The sequence below is a fragment of the Streptomyces sp. JB150 genome (assembly GCF_011193355.1).
Taxonomy (GTDB): domain Bacteria; phylum Actinomycetota; class Actinomycetes; order Streptomycetales; family Streptomycetaceae; genus Streptomyces.
Genome location: NZ_CP049780.1, coordinates 5,132,457 through 5,148,634, shown reverse-complemented (window position 1 = coordinate 5,148,634; position 16,178 = coordinate 5,132,457). Strand labels below are relative to the sequence as shown.

Below are 16,178 nucleotides of genomic sequence, written 5' to 3'. Positions count from 1 at the left end.
GGATCAGCGTACCCAGGCGCATATGCCGATTCGCCCGTCGATCGTGTGATCAATCGGCCGGGCGTTGACCCTGCTCGATCGTCTCCGTCACCTCCGCCACCCGCTCCCGCTCCTCCGCCGCGAAGCGCTGTGCGTCCAGGTGTTCGGCGATCTCCTCGTCCTGGGTCATGAGCAGGTCCAGGCTCGCGTCGCCCAGTTCGAGGACGCCCATGTCGACGTAGGCCTGCTGGAGGCGCCTGCCCCACAGGCCGATGTCCTTGACGCAGGGGACGATGCGGCTGAAGAGGAGCTTGCGGAAGAGGGCGAGGAACTCGGACTGCTCGCTGTAGCGTTCCGCCTCCGCCCGGGGGATGCCGAAGTTCTCCAGAACCTCCTCGCCGCGCAGCCGGTCGCGCATGGCGTAGCAGCCCTCGATGACGAACTCCTCGCGTTCGCGCAGTTCGGCGTCGGTGAGCTGCCGGTAGTAGTCACGCAGGGCCATGCGGCCGAAGGCGACGTGGCGGGCCTCGTCCTGCATGACGTAGGCGAGGATCTGCTTCGGGAGTTCCTTGGTGGTGGTGTCGCGGATCATGCCGAAGGCGGCGAGGGCGAGGCCTTCGATGAGCACCTGCATGCCCAGGTAGGGCATGTCCCAGCGGCTGTCGTTCAGGGTGTCGCCGAGGAGGGACTTGAGGCTGTCGTCGACGGGGTAGAGGAGGCCGATCTTCTCGTGCAGGAAGCGGCCGTAGATCTCGGCGTGGCGGGCCTCGTCCATGGTCTGGGTGGCCGAGTAGAACTTGGCGTCGAGGTCGGGGACGGACTCCACGATCCGCGCGGCGCAGATCATCGCGCCCTGTTCGCCGTGCAGGAACTGGCTGAACTGCCAGGAGGCGTAGTGCCGGCGCAGTTCGGCGCGGTCCTTGCCGGTGAGTTTGGCCCAGTAGGGGGTGCCGTACAGGGCCAGGGCCTCGTCGGGGGGCCGAGGGGGTCGTAAGGGTCGACCGGTAAGTCCCAGTCGATGCGTTTCGTTCCGTCCCACTGCTTGTCCTTGCCCTTCTGGTAGAGGGCGAGGAGGCGGTCCCGTCCGTCGTCGTATTCCCAGGTGAAGCGGGCGGCGCCGGTGGCGGGGACGGCCCAGCGGGGGTCGTCCGGCGGTATGACGTACTGGTCGGAGGTCGGCATGTCCCGCAGGTTCCCGCGTGGTAGACGCGCGGTCAACAAGTCGCGCGCAGGGGATTGACGGGCTTGCTGACAGGCAGTCTCATAAGCAGTGACCCACGGGTAACCGCCAACACCGCTCCGTACGACGAGATGGGACTGGGACTGCCATGACGACCCTGACGGAAGCCGACGCGGTCGAGGGGCTGCGCGACGCGCTCGGCCTGCTCAAGGACCGGGAGCAGGTGGCCGAGCGGCTGCTCGACTCTTCCGCCAAGCACTCCTTCGACCCGGACGAGGAACTCGACTGGGACGCGCCCTTCGAGGAGGGCAAGTGGTTCTGGCCGCCGGAGCTGGTGTCGCTGTACGACACCCCGCTGTGGAAGCGGATGAGCGAGGAGCAGCGGATCCTGCTGTCCCGGCACGAGTCGGCGGCGCTCGCCTCACTGGGCATCTGGTTCGAGATCATCCTGATGCAGCTGCTCGTGCGGCACATCTACGACAAGGCGGCGACGAGCGCGCACGTGCGCTACGCGCTGACCGAGATCGAGGACGAGTGCCGGCACTCGAAGATGTTCGCCCGGCTGATCGCCCGGGGCGGGACGCCCTGGTACCCGGTCAGCCGCACCCACCAGCACCTCGGCCGCCTGTTCAAGACCATCTCCACCACGCCCGGCTCGTTCACCGCGACCCTGCTCGGCGAGGAGGTCCTGGACTGGATGCAGCGCCTCACCTTCCCCGACGAGCGGGTGCAGCCCCTGATCCGGGGCGTCACGCGCATCCACGTCGTCGAGGAGGCCCGCCATGTGCGGTACGCCCGTGAGGAGCTGCGGCGCCAGATGGTGACCGCGCCGAAGTGGTCCCAGGAGTTCACCCGGGTCACCTCCGGCGAGTTCGCCCGCGTCTTCTCCGTCGCCTTCGTCAACCCCGAGGTGTACACCAACGTCGGGCTCGACAAGCGCGAGGCGATGGCCCAGGTCAAGGCCAGCGGCCACCGCAGGGAGATCATGCAGACCGGCGCGAAGCGGCTGACCGACTTCCTGGACGACATCGGCGTCCTGCGGGGCGTGGGCCGCCGCCTGTGGAAGTCCTCGGGCCTGCTGGCCTGAACGCCGCACGCTGCCCGGACCCCGGCGGGGGCCGCCGGTTACGCTGCCGGTCATGACCCCTCAGGCCCCCGCCCGCACCTACCGCCGGCTCAGCGTCGAGGAACGCCGCAGCCAGTTGCTCGACGCCGCGCTCTCCCTGTTCGCGCACCGGGCCCCCGAGGACGTCTCGCTGGACGACGTGGCGGAGGCCGCCGGGGTCTCCCGGCCGCTGGTGTACCGCTACTTCCCCGGCGGCAAGCAGCAGCTGTACGAGGCCGCGCTGCGCTCCGCCGCCGAGGCGCTGCGGGGCTGCTTCGACGAGCCGCGCCAGGGGCCCCTGCTGCCCCGGCTGTCCCGGGCCCTCGACCGCTATCTGGCCTTCGTCGACGAGCACGACGCGGGTTTCGCCGCCCTCCTGCAGGGCGGCAGCGTGGTGGAGACCTCCCGCACCAACGCGATAGTGGACGGCGTACGGCGGGCCGCGGCCGAGCACATCTACCGCCACCTGGACGTCGCCGCGCCCGGCAGGCGGCTGCGGATGACCGTCCGGATGTGGATCACCGCGGTCGAGGCGGCGTCCCTGATGTGGCTGGACGAGGACAAGCAGCCGCCCGCCGGGGAGCTGCGGGACTGGCTGGTCGACCAGTTCCTCGCGGTGCTGTCGGTGACCGCCGCCCGGGACGAGCAGACGGCGGCGATCGTGCACGCGCTCACCTCGGCTAATGGCTGACACTGGTGCCGTGAAGAGCGAAGACACCCCCTTCGAGGGCGGGCCGATGGACGGCCGCACGCTGCCCGTGCTGCTGGGGATCACCGGGCATCCGCCCAAGACGTACCGCATCCCCGTCCCCGATCCGGCGGGCGGGCCGCCGGCCGTGCTGGTCTACCGCCGGGTGTCCCTCGGCCAGGGCCGGCTGACCCACCGCTGGAAGTACGTCCACGACCCCGGCGGCGAGCGGGAGCGCGACCGGCCGAAGTGGCCGTGGACGAAGCCGGCCCGCCGCCCCGGTCCCGGTGCCACGCCGGACGGCAACCGGGACGACGCCGACGGGTGACGCGGTTACGCCATCCCGAGCACGCCCGGCGCGCGGCCCGCGCGAAGGCGCCGGATGCTCACGGTGCGGCGCGGAGACACCGCCCCGCACCGGAGGTGATGACGTGTCAGGAAGGCTTCTGCGTCTGGTCTGTACGGCGGCCGTGGCCGCCCACGCCGCCCTCGTGCCCGCACCGGCGGCCGCCGCGCCCGAGCCCGGTCCGGACCGGGACCGCGGCGTGGCCGCACTGCTGACGGACCTTCAGCGGCTGTACCGGGAGGCCGAGCGGGCGACCGAGTCGTACAACGCCACCGAGGAGAAGCTGCGCGCGCAGCGCGCCGAGGTCGAGCGGCTCGACCGCGCGCTCAGCCGCGTCCGCCTGTCCCTGCACGACAGCCGGCGCGCCGCCGGCCGGCTCGCCCGCCAGCAGTACCAGAGCACCGGCATCTCCCCGTACCTGCGCCTGCTCCTGGCCGGCGATCCGCAGCACGCCGTCGACCAGGGGCATGTGATCGGCCGGCTGGCCCGGGAGCGCGCCGAGACGGTGGGCCGCCTCACCGGGACCGAACGCAAGGCGGACGAACTGGCCCGCAAGGCCCGCGCGGCCCTCGACACCCGGCTCACGCTCGCCGAACGCCACCGGCGGCAGCGCGACGACGTCCGCCGCCGCCTCGACGCCGTCGAGGCGTTGCTGGCCTCCCTCACCCCCGGCCGGCTCGCGGCGCTGGCCGAGTTCGAGGAGCGGAGCGTCGAGAAGGCCCAGCGGGAGCTGGTCGCCTCCGGCGCCCTCGGTGACGGCCTCGGTGAGGGTTCCGGTGACGGCCTCGGTGACGGTTCCAGTGACGGCCCCGCTGACGACGCCAAGCCGTCCGGCCGGGGCGACCGCGCCCTCGACTACGCCCTGCGCCAGCTCGGCAAGCCCTACGAGTGGGGCGCGGAGGGGCCGCGTACGTACGACTGCTCGGGCCTCACCTCCGAGGCCTGGGCCGCCGCGGGCGTCCCCGTACCGCGCACCAGCCAGGAACAGTGGGCCCGCCTGCCCAGGGTCCCGCTCACCGAGCTGCGCCCCGGCGACCTGGTGATCTACCACCCGGACGCCACGCACGTGGCGCTGTACGCGGGCGACGGGCAGGTCGTCCACGCGCCGCGCCCCGGCGAGCGGATCAAGCTGTCACCGATCGCGAACAACCCGATCCTGGGAGCGGTGCGTCCGGAGGCCGGACGGTGAGCGCGGGGCCTCACCGCGCGTTGAGGTACAGCTGCGGGGACCAGTTGGTGCAGTTCGAACGCTGGCCGAAGCCACCGCGGTTGCACGCCTGCACCATGAAGTTGTAGTCCCCGTACCCGGCGGGCATCTCCCACTTCATCCGCGCGCCGGCCCGCAGTTCACCCTGCTTCCAGCCGTGGCTGCCCGGCTGGGTCCAGCGGACGTTGTAGTGCGTGGTGTGGGTGGTGTAGCCGCCGTAGTAGAGCGTCACCGTCCGGCCGCAGGAGACGTACCGCGCCCCGACGTAGGGGGTGTGGTCCCACTTGTACTTGGGCGGTGAGCCGCCGATGTTGCGGCCGCCGCCGGGCGGGTAGCCGTCGCGGTGGTAGCACCCCTGCGCGGGGGCCGTGTCCGGTGCGGCAGCGGCCTCGGGCGCCGTCATGATCCCGATCGCGACGACACACGCGGACGCCGCCGCGGTCGCCGCTCGGCGAAACGCGGGCACGTTCATGGTTCCCACCGTCCTCCCGGTGAGCGGAACCGCCTGCCGCCGTGCACGAGCCCCTGCGCCGGACGCCCGCGCGCCCGAGGCGCGGCGCGGCCGCGGCAAGTTCCTATGCTGGATCGCCCCCTGGTGGGCCCCGCCGTACGGGCCGCAGTCCCCGCCCCGACTCCACCAGCCTAGTTCCGGTCCGCCCCCGCCGCCTGTCGGGGCGCGGGCGGACCGGACGGCGCGCGGGGGCCCGTCAGGCTCCGGCCCCGGTGACCTCCGCGAGGTAGGCGGCGGTCTTCTCCGGCTCGTAGAAGAAGTTCTCGAAGTCGGCCGGGTTGTTGAAGCCGTTGGCGAAGCGGTCGGCCACCGGCTGGAGCTGACCCGCGGCGCCGATGAGGTTCAGGACGTGCTCCGGCGGCGGGGCGAGCATCGTGTTGGTCCACTTGGTGACGTGCTGGGCGGTGGCCCAGTAGCGGTCGAACGTGGCCCGCATCCACTCCTCGTCGAACGGCTTGTCACCGTGCTCCAGGATGGACGCCAGGTATGCCGCCGCGCACTTGGACGCCGAGTTGGAACCCTGCCCGGTGATCGGGTCGTTGGCGACGACCACGTCCGCGACGCCGAGGACCAGACCGCCGCCCGGCAGGCGGCCGATGGGGTTGCGCACGGTCGGCGCGTAGCGGCCGGCCAGGGTGCCGCCCGCGTCGGTCAGTTCGACCTTGGTGGCCCGCGCGTACTCCCAGGGCGTGAACCTCTCCATGAGTTCCAGGGTCAGGGAGAGGTGCTCCGCCGGGTCCTTGACGCCCTGGAAGACGTCCAGCGGGCCGCCGGGTATGCCTTCCCAGAACAGGATGTCGGCGCGGCCGGAGGTGGTGAGCGTCGGCATGACGAACAGCTCGCCGACGCCGGGCACCAGATTGCAGCGGACCGCGTCGTACTCCGGGTGCTCGGGACGCGGGCCGAGGCCGTGCACGTAGGCCACCGCGAGGGCGCGCTGCGGCTCGCTGTACGGGGAGCGCTCGGGGTCGCGGGCGAACATCTGCACCAGCTCGCCCTTGCCGGCCGCGACGAGCACCAGGTCGTAGGCGCGGGAGAAGTAGTCGAGGTCGCCGACGGCCGCGCCGTGGATGACGAGCTGGCCGCCGCGCTGCGCGAAGGTCTCCATCCAGCCGGCCATCTTCACCCGCTGGTCGACCGACTGGGCGTAGCCGTCCAGCTTGCCGACCCAGTCGATCGCCCGCTGGGTCGGGCCCGGGTCGTGCGAGCCGGGGGCGGCCACCGAGACGCCGAGTCCTTCGATCTTCGGGGCCTGGGACTCCCAGAAGTTCAGCTGGAGGTCGCGCTCGTGCTGGAGTGCCGTGTGGAACATGCACTGCGTCGACATGACCCGGCCGGAGCGGATCTCGTCCGCCGTCCGGTTGGACATCAGGGTGACCTCGTACCCGTGCGACTGGAGGCCGAGGGCGAGCTGGAGTCCGGACTGGCCGGCTCCGACGACGAGTATCTTCCGCATGCGGGGTTACGTCTCCTACTCGGGACTACTCGGGGGTTTCGTCGAGCGCGTGGCCCACGAGGGACAGAAGGGTCTCGATGACCGAGATCCGGCGGCGCGCATCCATGATCATGACAGGTATGTGCGCGGGAATCGTGAGGGCCTCGCGAACGTCCTCCGGGTCGTACAGCTCGCTGCCGTCGAAGTGGTTGACGGCGACGACGTACGGCAGCCCGGAGCTCTCGAAGTAGTCCAGAACCGGGAAGCAGTCCTTCAGCCGGCGGGTGTCGGCCATCACGACGGCACCGATCGCGCCGCGCACGATGTCGTCCCACATGAACCAGAACCGCTGCTGGCCCGGCGTGCCGAACAGGTACAGCACCAGGTCGTCGTCGAGCGTGATGCGGCCGAAGTCCATGGCCACGGTGGTGGTCATCTTGCCGGGCGTGGCGGAGAGGTCGTCGGTCTCCTCGCTCGCCTCGGTCATCAGGGCCTCGGTCTGCAGCGGGGTGATCTCCGAGACGGAGGTGACCAGCGTGGTCTTGCCGACGCCGAAACCGCCCGCGACCACGATCTTCGTGGCGATCGGGGCGCGAGTGCGATCCGTCTGCCAGGGCTGTTCGGGCCCCTCGGGTTCGAGGAGCGGGGAGACACCGTGAGCGGCGTCAGAGACGGCGGAGTCCACTCAGCACCCTTTCCAGCAGCGCTCGGTTCGGGCGGCCCGTGCCGTGCCCGGTACCGGTTCCGTACACCCGGATCTTTCCCTGGTCCGCGAGGTCGCTCAGGAGCACGCGGACCACGCCGAGCGGCATCTTCAGCAGCGCGGCGATCTCGGCCACCGTACGCATGCGGCGGCACAGTTCGACGATGGCCCTCATCTCCGGCATCACGCGGGTGGTGAGGGAACCGTTCGTCAGTTCTCTGCGCTCCTCGGCGGCGTCCAGCGCGGTCGTGGTGGCCACGAAGGTCTCGACCAGCAGGACGTGCCCGAAGCGGGTCCGGCCGCCGGTGAGCGAGTAGGGGCGGACGCGGGCGGGTTTGCGGTCGCCGCCGCGCACCGGGAGATGCGGCTTGGGTGTGGCGCTCATCGGGCACTCCCCGTCGACTCGGACTCCAGGGATTTCCGCAGTTCGCTACGGAGTTCGGGGGTGAGGACATGGCCGGCGCGGCCGACGAAGAGCGCCATGTGGTACGCCACGACGCTCATGTCGCAGTCCGCCGAGCCGTGCACACCGAGCAGCGAGCCGTCGCTGATCGACATCACGAACAGGCTGCCCTCGTCCATCGCGACCATGGTGTGCTTCACCCCGCCGAAGTCCATCAGCCGGGCGGCGCCGACGGTCAGGCTGCCGATGCCGGAGACGATGGTGGCCAGGTCGGCGGAGGAACCGCGGGGACCCGCGGGGCGTCCCTCCCGCGCGGCCCGGGCGGCCTCGTTGCGGCCCGGGTCGGAGGAGAGCAGGAGCAGTCCGTCGGAGGAGACCACCGCGACGGAGAGGATGCCGGGCACCTCCTCGACGAGGTTGGTCAGCAGCCAGTGCAGATTGCGGGCTTCACTGCTCAGTCCGAAGGTACTGGGCGCGGTCAACTGCTTGCCTCCTCGACTGTGCCCCCCGTGGCTTCTTCAGCGTGTGCGTGTGCGGGTCCAGTGGAGCTGGTGCGGTGCGGTGCGGGAGCGTCCGGCGACCGGGTCTCGGTCGTCTGCTCGGCGATCTCCGCCTCGACGTCGCGGCGACCGGCTTCCGCCCCCCGACGGAAGCCGCCCAGCCTGCGGCGCAGTGCCTCGGCGTCCACGCCGCCGGTCCGCGGCCGGGGCACCGACGCGGGCGCGCTGATCCTCGGCGTGCGCTTGGGCAGCCCCTTGTCGGTGAGCTGTTCCTCGCCCTCGTCGGGGGTGCGGTCGTGCGTGTCGGGGCCGATGGCGTACGGGTCGGCGGGGGCGGCCGGCTCCGGGCGCGCGGCCGGCGGCTCCCCGGCCGCGGGGCCGGGCTCCGCGGAACCGGGCTTTGTGGAGCCGGGCTTCGTGGGCGCGGTCTCCGGGAGCAGTAGCTCCATGGTGGTCTCGGACGTGGTCTGCGGGGCGGGGTGGTCACCCGTCGCCGTACCGGCGCCGGCGGGCGCGCGCCCTGCCTCCGGCTGCGACTGCGGCTTGTCCTCCGGCTCCTGTCCCTGCTCCTGTGCGGGTACGGCGGTCCCGGCCGGGTCCTCCGGCCGTACGCCCGTGTCCGCCTCGGGGTGCGTCCGCTCGGCCGGTTCGGGCCGGGACGCCTCGGCGGCGGAGTGCTCGGCAAGGTCGGCGGCGGAGTCCTGGGCGGTCTTCCGGGCCGTGCCGTCGGTCGTGCCGTCGGCCCCGGCGTCGGCCGACTCCTGCGCCGCGGCCCTCTGCCGTACGGCCTTCTCGGCGAGGGCGACCAGCGGGTCGCCCTGGTGGGTGCGGCCGGGCAGGACGTTGGAGTTGGCCTCGGCGTCGGCGCCGGGCAGGGAGAAGGAGGCGGTGCCGTCCATGGAGGGGGACGCGCTGGGCACGGCGGCCGGGCCGCCCTCGGCGAGCAGCGGCTGCGGCAGCACCACGACCGCCGCGACCCCGCCCTGCTTCTGCTCCCGCAGCTGGACCCGCACCCCGAGGCGGTGGGCGAGCCGGGCCACGACGTACAGCCCGAGTCCGAGCCCGTCCTCGCCCTCCTGGTCGTACGCGGCCTCGGGGTCGAAGTCGGCGAGCCGGGCGTTGAGCCGGGACATGCGGTCCTCGGTCATGCCGATGCCGCCGTCCTGGACGGAGATCATGACCTCGCCGTTCTCCAGCAGCCAGCCGGAGACCTCGACGGGCACGTCGGGCGGGGAGAACGAGGTGGCGTTCTCCATCAGCTCGGCCAGCAGGTGGGAGAGGTCGTCGGCGGCGAACCCGGCGATGTGCGCGTGCGGCGGCAGCGCGGAGATCCGCACCCGCTCGTACCGCTCGATCTCGCTGACGGCGGCGCGGACGACGTCGACCAGCGGGACCGGGCCGGGGTGGTGCTGGATGTGCTCGGTGCCGGCCAGGACGAGCAGGTTCTCGCTGTGCCGGCGCATCACGGTGGCGAAGTGGTCGAGCTTGAACAGAGTGGAGAGCCGGTCCGGGTCCTGTTCGCGCTCCTCCAGCTGCTCGATGACCGCGAGCTGACGCTCGACCAGGCCGAGCGTGCGCAGCGCCAGATTGACGAAGGTGGAGCCGATGCTGGTGCGCAGCCGCTCCAGCTGGGCCGTCGACTGCTCCAGTTCCGCGCGCAGTTCCTCGCGGGCGTCGGCCATCTTCTGGCGCTGGCCGACCAGGTGCTTGCGGTCCGCCTCCAGCGTGGCGACCCGCTCGTGCAGGGTGACGGCCTGTGCGTGCAGGGCGTTGACGGAGCGGACGACGCGGGCGAACTCGTCGTTGCGCCCGGTGAACTTCACGGGTTCCTCGGCGGCCGGGTCGGCGGCCTCGGCGAGCCGGGCGGAGCCGATGCGCAGCACGGCGAGCGGGCGGGTGAGGGAGCGGGCCATGGCGGTGGCGACGCCGACGGCGAGCAGCAGCAGCGCGCCGAGGATGCCGATCCGGATCTCCAGCGCGGTGACGTCGTCGTCGCGCAGCGCCTCCAGGTCCTTGACGCGGCGGTCGTAGAGCGCGGCCTCGACGCCGCGCATCGCGTCGACGCGGGCGGAGAGCGCGGCGTTCAGCTTCGCGGCGTCGGTGGCCAGCTCGCGGTCGGAGAGGGACGGCTGGTCGGTGAGGCTCGCGAGGTACTTCTCGGCGGAGTTGACCTCGGGGCCGGTGACCGTGGAGTCGTAGGAGGCGCGGGCGGGCTTCGGGGCGGTCTCGCGGAAATCGGCGAGGGCCGCGTCGGAGCGCAGCCGGGCCTGCTGGGCGGCGGCGGTGAGGGCGGTGCGCGCCTTGGTGTCCGCCTCGGAGGAGGTGCCGGCCGTGGCGGGCAGGCCGGTGACGGGGTCGATGACCGTCTGGGTGGAGCGGGGCACGCTGAGCGCGGCGAGCAGCAGGCCGCGGGTGGCGGCGGCCTGCTGGACGGCGGTGTCGAGCTCGGCGAGGGCGTACGCTCCGGCGCCCGCGCGGGGCGGGAGCTGCTGGGCCAGGTCCTCGGCGAGCCGGTGGAGTTCGGCGATCGCGTCGGAGTACGCCTGGTGCGCTTCGAGAGCGGTGCTCTTGCCGGTGAGCGCCGCTCTGCGCACGGCGGCGATGCCGTCGAGGTCCTTCAGCAGCCGCGCCGGGGTGTCGGTGTCGCCGCGCAACTCCTCGACCTGCCGGTCGACCCTTGCGCTGCGCTGCTCGGAGGGCGCCTTGGACTTGGGGCGCCCGGCCGCGACGTACGCGATGACCTCGTCGCGCTCGTCGGCGAGCGCGTGGGCGAGCGCGAGGGCGTCGCGGGTCTGCTCCGAGAGCGCCACCAACTCCTGGGTGTCGCTCGCCTGTCCGGCCGCCGCGAGCACCGACGGGGCGCCCGCGCCGGCGATGGCGGCGGCCACGACGGCGACGGCCACGATGAGGCGGTTGCGTACGTGGGTGGGGCGACCCTTCCCGACGGGGGTGTGCTCCGCTGCCCCCTGCGGGGCCGTCTGCTTGCCTGTGCGCCGAGGCCGCTTCTTCTGCACCGGTGCTCGCATTCCTGACTCGTGTACCCGTGGACCCGGGTGACGCGCCGTCAACTGGCGCGTACTCCCGGTACAGTTCCCGACCCTCCCAGTGCCGGTGGGCAGGGGGCGTGCATCGCCTGACCCGCCACCCGAAGGAGTGAACATCGGACGGGAGTTGGCGGGCAAGTTCCTCTGGCGTGTGCGACGGCCCTGCGCGGTGGGCCGGTTGGACGTCGGCCGCAGGCTTTGGCAGTATTCGCCGCCACGTCTTCCCGGAGTGCGCCATTCCCTCCCAAACCCGGCTCCTGACCTGCGACGGTTCGGGTATCCGGCGACCGGTGCCACGTTCTCGTGGTCCTTGTGAAGGGCTCGTGCAAACTGACGGGATGCGTACGGAACTTGTCACGGTGCCCGGCGATCCGGCGCGTCCCAACGAGGACTTCGCCGGTGTCTGCCTTCCCGCGTCCGGACAGGGCGGTTGCCTGGTCGTCCTGGACGGCGTGACGCCGCCCCGAGGAGGCACCGGCTGTCTGCATTCCGTCCCCTGGTACACCGCGCGCCTCGGCGGGGCGCTGACCGAACTGACCGTTTCGCTCCCGGATGTTCCGCTGTCCGGGGTGCTGGCCCGCGCGATCGCCCGTACCTCCCGGGCCCACGGCTCAACCTGTGACCTTTCTCACCCGCGCACCCCGCAGGCAACGGTGGTTCTGGCCCGCTGGACGGAGACGGCCGTCGACTATCTGGTGCTCTGCGACTCCGTTCTGCTGCTGGAATCGCCGGACGGGGCGGTCACCGCGGTCCTCGACGACCGTCTCGCCCGCCTTCCCCGCGCGGCCCTCGCCTCCGACACCGTGATCGACGCCACCTTGCGCAACCGGGAGGGCGGCTTCTTCACCGCCGCGGCGGACCCGGCCGTCGCCGACCGCGCGGTCACCGGCACGACCCCGCGCGCCTCGGTCACCGCCCTGACCGCCCTCACCGACGGCGCGGCCCGCTGGACGGAGGCGTTCCACGAGGGCGACTGGACCGACCTCCACACCACCGTCCGCAAGAACGGCGCCCAGTGGCTGGTCGACCGGGTGCGGGCGCTGGAGCACGCGGACCGTGGACAGCCCGCCCCGCTGATCCGCGGCAAGCGTCACGACGATGCGACGGTGGCGTTCGTGGAGCTGTGAACCACGCCCGCCTCCGCGACCGGCCCGGCCCCACCTTCCCGGAGGCACCGCCGGCGGCGACTCCAGCGTCCGCCCCAGGGGGCCGGGCAGCTCTTCCCGGACGTGGGCGAGCCGACGGCGGGGTCGCCGGGGCACTCAGCGGCCGTCCGGGCCGCCGCCGCGACGGCCTCGGCCGCCGGGCCGGGGTCGAGGCAGCCCGGTCACCGCCGCCGCCTGGCCGAGCGCGGCGCCCACCAGGCCCGCCCGCTCCCGCGGTGCGGCGTCGTCGTCCACGAGATGACAGATTGCGCCGCGGTGTTGTTGTCCACGGGAAGCGGGACCGGGCGCCCCACACCGGCCCTGATCAGCGGGAACCGCACCCCCGCCCGGTGATCGCTGACAGCGAACAACCGCCGGGGAACATTCGCGCTCCCCCGAGCATTGAGTCGGCATAACTCAACTTGACTGCCGAAGGGGAGATCATGGCTGCTGAGTCCACGGCGTTCACGCCGCTCACCCTGCCTGTGCTGCCGCTCGACGACGAGGTCGTGCTGCCCGGGATGGTGGTTCCGCTGGACCTCAACGACGCGGATGTACGGGCCGCGGTGGAGGCCGCTCAGGCGGCCGCGCGGTCGGAGCCGGGCAAGCCGAAGGTGCTCCTCGTCCCCCGCGTCGACGGCACCTACGCGAACACCGGCGTCCTCGGCACCGTGGAACAGGTCGGCCGGCTCGCCGACGGTGACCCGGGCGCCCTCATCCGCGGCCGGAGCCGGGTGAAGATCGGCGCCGGGACGACCGGGCCGGGCGCCGCCCTGTGGGTGGAGGGCACGCAGATCGACGAGAGCGTGCCGGACCCGCTGCCGGGGCACGTGACCGAGCTGGTCAAGGAGTACAAGGCCCTCGCCACCGCCTGGCTGAAGAAGCGCGGCGCCTGGCAGGTGGTCGACCGGGTGCAGGCCATCGACGACGTCTCGGCGCTCGCCGACAACTCCGGCTACTCCCCGTTCCTCACCACCGAGCAGAAGGTCGAGCTGCTGGAGACCGCCGACCCGGTCGCCCGCCTCAAGCTCGCCACCCAGCAGCTGCGCGACCACCTCGCCGAGCAGGAGGTCGCCGAGACCATCGCCAAGGACGTCCAGGAAGGCGTCGACAAGCAGCAGCGCGAGTTCCTGCTGCGCCGCCAGCTGGAGGCGGTCCGCAAGGAGCTGCGGGAGCTGAACGGCGAGAAGGAGGGCGAGGAGTCCGACGACTACCGCGCCCGCGTCGAGGCCGCCGACCTGCCCGAGAAGGTCCGCGAGGCCGCCCTCAAGGAGGTCGACAAGCTGGAGCGGGCCTCCGACCAGTCCCCCGAGGGCTCCTGGATCCGCACCTGGCTGGACACCGTCCTGGAACTGCCGTGGAACGAGCGGACCGAGGACGCGTACGACATCCAGGGCGCCAAGGCCGTCCTGGACGCCGAACACGCCGGTCTGGAGGACGTCAAGGAGCGCATCACCGAGTACTTGGCGGTGCGCAAGCGCCGCGCCGAGCGCGGCCTGGGTGTCGTCGGCGGCCGGCGCGGCGGTGCCGTGCTCGCCCTGGTCGGGCCGCCCGGCGTGGGAAAGACCAGCCTCGGCGAGTCCGTGGCGCACGCCATGGGCCGCAAGTTCGTCCGGGTCGCCCTCGGCGGCGTCCGCGACGAGGCGGAGATCCGCGGCCACCGCCGTACGTACGTCGGCGCGCTGCCCGGCCGGATCGTCCGCGCCATCAAGGAGGCCGGTTCCATGAACCCGGTCGTCCTGCTGGACGAGATCGACAAGGTGGGCTCCGACTTCCGCGGCGACCCGGCCGCGGCGCTCCTCGAAGTCCTCGACCCCGCCCAGAACCACACCTTCCGCGACCACTACCTGGAGGTCGAACTCGATCTGTCGGACGTCGTGTTCCTGGCGACGGCCAACGTCCTGGAGTCCATCCCGGAGGCCCTGCTCGACCGCATGGAGCTGGTCCGCCTGGACGGCTACACCGAGGACGAGAAGATCGTCATCGCCCGCGACCACCTGGTGCCGCGGCAGCGGGAGCGCGCCGGGCTCGACGCGGACGAGGTGACCATCGACGAGAGCGCGCTGCGCAAGCTGGCCGGCGAGTACACCCGCGAGGCGGGCGTGCGGAACCTGGAGCGGTCGATCGCCCGGCTGCTGCGCAAGGTCGCCGCCCAGCACGAACTGGGTGAGCGGGAGCTGCCGTTCACCGTCACCGACGCCCATCTGCGCGACCTGATCGGCCGGCCGCACCACGTGCCGGAGTCGGCGCAGGACCCGGCCGAGCGCCGTACGTCCGTCCCGGGCGTCGCGACCGGCCTCGCGGTGACCGGCGCGGGCGGTGACGTCCTCTACGTGGAGGCGTCGCTGGCCGACCCGGAGACCGGCGCGGCGGGCCTGACCCTGACCGGCCAGCTGGGCGACGTGATGAAGGAGAGCGCGCAGATCGCCCTGTCCTTCCTGCGCTCCCACGGCGCCGAGCTGGAACTGCCGGTGGCCGACCTCAAGGACCGGGGCGTGCACATCCACTTCCCGGCGGGCGCGGTCCCCAAGGACGGGCCGAGCGCGGGCATCACGATGACGACGGCCCTGGCGTCCCTGCTGTCGGGCCGCCTGGTCCGCACCGACGTGGCGATGACCGGCGAGGTCTCCCTGACCGGGCGTGTGCTGCCGATCGGCGGCGTCAAGCAGAAGCTGCTCGCCGCCCACCGCGCGGGCGTCACCACGGTGATCATCCCCAAGCGCAACGAGCCCGACCTGGACGACGTCCCGGCCGAGGTCCTGGAGAAGCTGGACGTCCACACCGTCACGGACGTCCGCCAGGTCCTGGAGCTGGCCCTGGCCCCGGCGACCAGCACCGCCGATGCAGCCGGTGCCGCCGGTGCCGCCGGTTCCGAGGTGCCGGTGGCGGCGTGACGGACGCCACCGGACCAGGAAGGCCCGGCCCCCGTGAGGGAGGTCCGGGCCTTCCGCCGCGCGTCAGCCGTACGCGAGCGCCTGCACGCGGTCCAGCGCGCCGTTGAACCAGTCGTGGTCGCCCACGGTCGGCCCGGTCGAGGTGTACTGCCACATCGTGTGGTACGCCCAGCCGGCCGGCAGCTCCCCCACCGTCGACGCGTACCGCGCGATCCACAGGGGGTTGTACTGGGCGAAGCCCGCGTAGTTGCCGGTGCACTGCTTCCACCAGCTGGTGGCGGTGTAGATGACGGCGTCGCGGCCGGTGCGGGCCTTGTAGGTGTTCAGGAAGTCGCGGATCCAGGAGACCATCGCCGTCTGGGACTTGCCGTAGCAGGCGGCGCCGTAGGGGTTCCACTCGATGTCGAGGGCGCCGGGGAGGGTCCTGCCGTCGCGGGACCAGCCGCCGCCGTTGTCCACGAAGTAGTGGGCCTGGGCGGCGCCGGTGGTGGTGTCGGGCGTGGCGAAGTGGTAGGCGCCGCGGATCATGCCCACGGCGTACGAGCCGTTGTACTGCTGCGCGAAGTACGGGTTCTTGTAGTACGTGCCCTCCGTGGCCTTCACGTAGGCCCACTTCACGCCGCTGTTCCACAGGGTCGTCCAGGCGACGTTGCCCTGGTGGCTGCTGACGTCGACGCCTTCGGTCTGGACGGCGCCGCGGGGGGTGGGCGTGCCGTGGACGCCGTCGTGGGCGGGGACGCCCATGCCCATGTACGCCGTGCCGCGGGCGGGGGCGTCGGCGGCGGACGCGGGGACGGAGAGGAGCGGAAGGAGGGCGGCGAGCAGGGCGCCGGCGAGGGCGAGGCGGCGCCGGCGGCGGGTCGTTCCGGATCTGTGCACGGGCATGACGTGCCTCCGAGGACTGGGGAACTCGTCGAGGGGTGCTCGGTGCAGGGAGATGCGGCTGGCGTGCACATGCCAGTAGTCGCGCGCTGAAGAAGCTACGCACGTAGACGTGCGGGAGGGAAGAGGGCCCGGTTGCCGCCGTTGGTCTACGCC

14 protein-coding genes and 1 pseudogene are annotated in these 16,178 nt (G+C 72.5%); 6 read left to right on the top strand and 9 right to left on the bottom strand.

Features of this window, described 5'->3' with window-relative positions; genetic code table 11:
• Positions 1 to 49: 49 nt before the first annotated feature.
• Positions 50 to 1,161, bottom strand: a pseudogene (locus G7Z13_RS23930) (ferritin-like domain-containing protein).
• A gap of 146 nt (positions 1,162 to 1,307) precedes the next feature.
• Between G7Z13_RS23930 and G7Z13_RS23925 the strand changes: the two are divergent.
• The 4 genes from G7Z13_RS23925 (at position 1,308) to G7Z13_RS23910 (ending at position 4,487) form a co-directional block, all read left to right on the top strand.
• Positions 1,308 to 2,246, top strand: a complete 939-nt coding sequence (locus G7Z13_RS23925) for a diiron oxygenase (RefSeq protein ID WP_166002283.1) — start codon at positions 1,308 to 1,310, stop codon at positions 2,244 to 2,246.
• A gap of 52 nt (positions 2,247 to 2,298) precedes the next feature.
• Positions 2,299 to 2,955, top strand: coding sequence for a TetR/AcrR family transcriptional regulator (locus tag G7Z13_RS23920; RefSeq protein WP_166002282.1), 657 nt, complete (start codon positions 2,299 to 2,301; stop codon positions 2,953 to 2,955).
• Between the two features lie 10 nt (positions 2,956 to 2,965).
• Positions 2,966 to 3,280: a hypothetical protein gene (locus G7Z13_RS23915; protein ID WP_166002281.1), complete on the top strand. Its 315-nt coding sequence runs from the start codon at positions 2,966 to 2,968 to the stop codon at positions 3,278 to 3,280.
• 103 nt (positions 3,281 to 3,383) lie between these two features.
• Positions 3,384 to 4,487 (top strand): C40 family peptidase, encoded by a 1,104-nt coding sequence (locus tag G7Z13_RS23910; protein ID WP_166002280.1) that lies wholly within the window; start codon positions 3,384 to 3,386, stop codon positions 4,485 to 4,487.
• Between the two features lie 10 nt (positions 4,488 to 4,497).
• Here the strand turns inward: G7Z13_RS23910 and G7Z13_RS23905 are convergent, their stop codons facing one another.
• The 6 genes from G7Z13_RS23905 to G7Z13_RS23880 form a co-directional block, all read right to left on the bottom strand.
• Entirely contained in the window at positions 4,498 to 4,977 is a 480-nt protein-coding gene (locus G7Z13_RS23905; RefSeq protein WP_166002279.1) for a hypothetical protein, read from the bottom strand.
• 235 nt (positions 4,978 to 5,212) lie between these two features.
• Positions 5,213 to 6,472: a styrene monooxygenase/indole monooxygenase family protein gene (locus G7Z13_RS23900; protein WP_166002278.1), complete on the bottom strand. Its 1,260-nt coding sequence runs from the start codon at positions 6,470 to 6,472 to the stop codon at positions 5,213 to 5,215.
• A 25-nt stretch (positions 6,473 to 6,497) separates the two neighbouring features.
• On the bottom strand, positions 6,498 to 7,136 hold the full coding sequence (locus tag G7Z13_RS23895) for an ATP/GTP-binding protein (protein WP_166002277.1): 639 nt from the start codon (positions 7,134 to 7,136) through the stop codon (positions 6,498 to 6,500).
• Positions 7,117 to 7,539, bottom strand: a complete 423-nt coding sequence (locus G7Z13_RS23890) for a DUF742 domain-containing protein (protein ID WP_166002276.1) — start codon at positions 7,537 to 7,539, stop codon at positions 7,117 to 7,119. The genes G7Z13_RS23895 and G7Z13_RS23890 overlap by 20 nt, the downstream gene beginning before the upstream one ends.
• Entirely contained in the window at positions 7,536 to 8,039 is a 504-nt protein-coding gene (locus G7Z13_RS23885; RefSeq protein ID WP_166002275.1) for a roadblock/LC7 domain-containing protein, read from the bottom strand. The genes G7Z13_RS23890 and G7Z13_RS23885 overlap by 4 nt, the downstream gene beginning before the upstream one ends.
• The gene (locus tag G7Z13_RS23880) at positions 8,036 to 11,071 is read right to left on the bottom strand and encodes a nitrate- and nitrite sensing domain-containing protein (RefSeq protein ID WP_206313136.1); all 3,036 of its coding nucleotides are present in this window, start codon (positions 11,069 to 11,071) and stop codon (positions 8,036 to 8,038) included. The genes G7Z13_RS23885 and G7Z13_RS23880 overlap by 4 nt, the downstream gene beginning before the upstream one ends.
• Positions 11,072 to 11,439: 368 nt before the next feature.
• Here G7Z13_RS23880 and G7Z13_RS23875 point away from each other — a divergent pair, with 368 nt between their 5' ends.
• Positions 11,440 to 12,228 carry a protein phosphatase 2C domain-containing protein gene (locus G7Z13_RS23875; RefSeq protein WP_166002273.1) on the top strand — a complete coding sequence of 263 codons (789 nt, stop codon included), beginning with the start codon at positions 11,440 to 11,442 and terminating at the stop codon, positions 12,226 to 12,228.
• Between the two features lie 135 nt (positions 12,229 to 12,363).
• Here the strand turns inward: G7Z13_RS23875 and G7Z13_RS23870 are convergent, their stop codons facing one another.
• Positions 12,364 to 12,501, bottom strand: coding sequence for a hypothetical protein (locus tag G7Z13_RS23870; protein WP_166002272.1), 138 nt, complete (start codon positions 12,499 to 12,501; stop codon positions 12,364 to 12,366).
• A gap of 188 nt (positions 12,502 to 12,689) precedes the next feature.
• Here G7Z13_RS23870 and lon point away from each other — a divergent pair, with 188 nt between their 5' ends.
• Positions 12,690 to 15,140 carry an endopeptidase La gene (gene lon, locus G7Z13_RS23865; RefSeq protein ID WP_166002271.1) on the top strand — a complete coding sequence of 817 codons (2,451 nt, stop codon included), beginning with the start codon at positions 12,690 to 12,692 and terminating at the stop codon, positions 15,138 to 15,140.
• A 63-nt stretch (positions 15,141 to 15,203) separates the two neighbouring features.
• Here lon and G7Z13_RS23860 read toward each other — a convergent pair whose 3' ends face one another.
• Complete coding sequence (locus tag G7Z13_RS23860; RefSeq protein ID WP_166002270.1) at positions 15,204 to 16,025, bottom strand: lysozyme; 822 nt, start codon at positions 16,023 to 16,025, stop codon at positions 15,204 to 15,206.
• Positions 16,026 to 16,178: the final 153 nt, after the last annotated feature.

Bases quoted from the DNA above. Each gene is read 5' to 3' on its own strand.
- G7Z13_RS23920 (WP_166002282.1), top strand. From the start codon at position 2,299: ATGACCCCTCAGGCCCCCGCCCGCACCTACCGCCGGCTCAGCGTCGAG.
- G7Z13_RS23890 (WP_166002276.1), bottom strand. From the start codon at position 7,539: ATGAGCGCCACACCCAAGCCGCATCTCCCGGTGCGCGGCGGCGACCGC.
- G7Z13_RS23925 (WP_166002283.1), top strand. From the start codon at position 1,308: ATGACGACCCTGACGGAAGCCGACGCGGTCGAGGGGCTGCGCGACGCG.
- G7Z13_RS23860 (WP_166002270.1), bottom strand. From the start codon at position 16,025: ATGCCCGTGCACAGATCCGGAACGACCCGCCGCCGGCGCCGCCTCGCC.
- G7Z13_RS23900 (WP_166002278.1), bottom strand. From the start codon at position 6,472: ATGCGGAAGATACTCGTCGTCGGAGCCGGCCAGTCCGGACTCCAGCTC.
- lon (WP_166002271.1), top strand. From the start codon at position 12,690: ATGGCTGCTGAGTCCACGGCGTTCACGCCGCTCACCCTGCCTGTGCTG.
- G7Z13_RS23875 (WP_166002273.1), top strand. From the start codon at position 11,440: ATGCGTACGGAACTTGTCACGGTGCCCGGCGATCCGGCGCGTCCCAAC.
- G7Z13_RS23905 (WP_166002279.1), bottom strand. From the start codon at position 4,977: ATGAACGTGCCCGCGTTTCGCCGAGCGGCGACCGCGGCGGCGTCCGCG.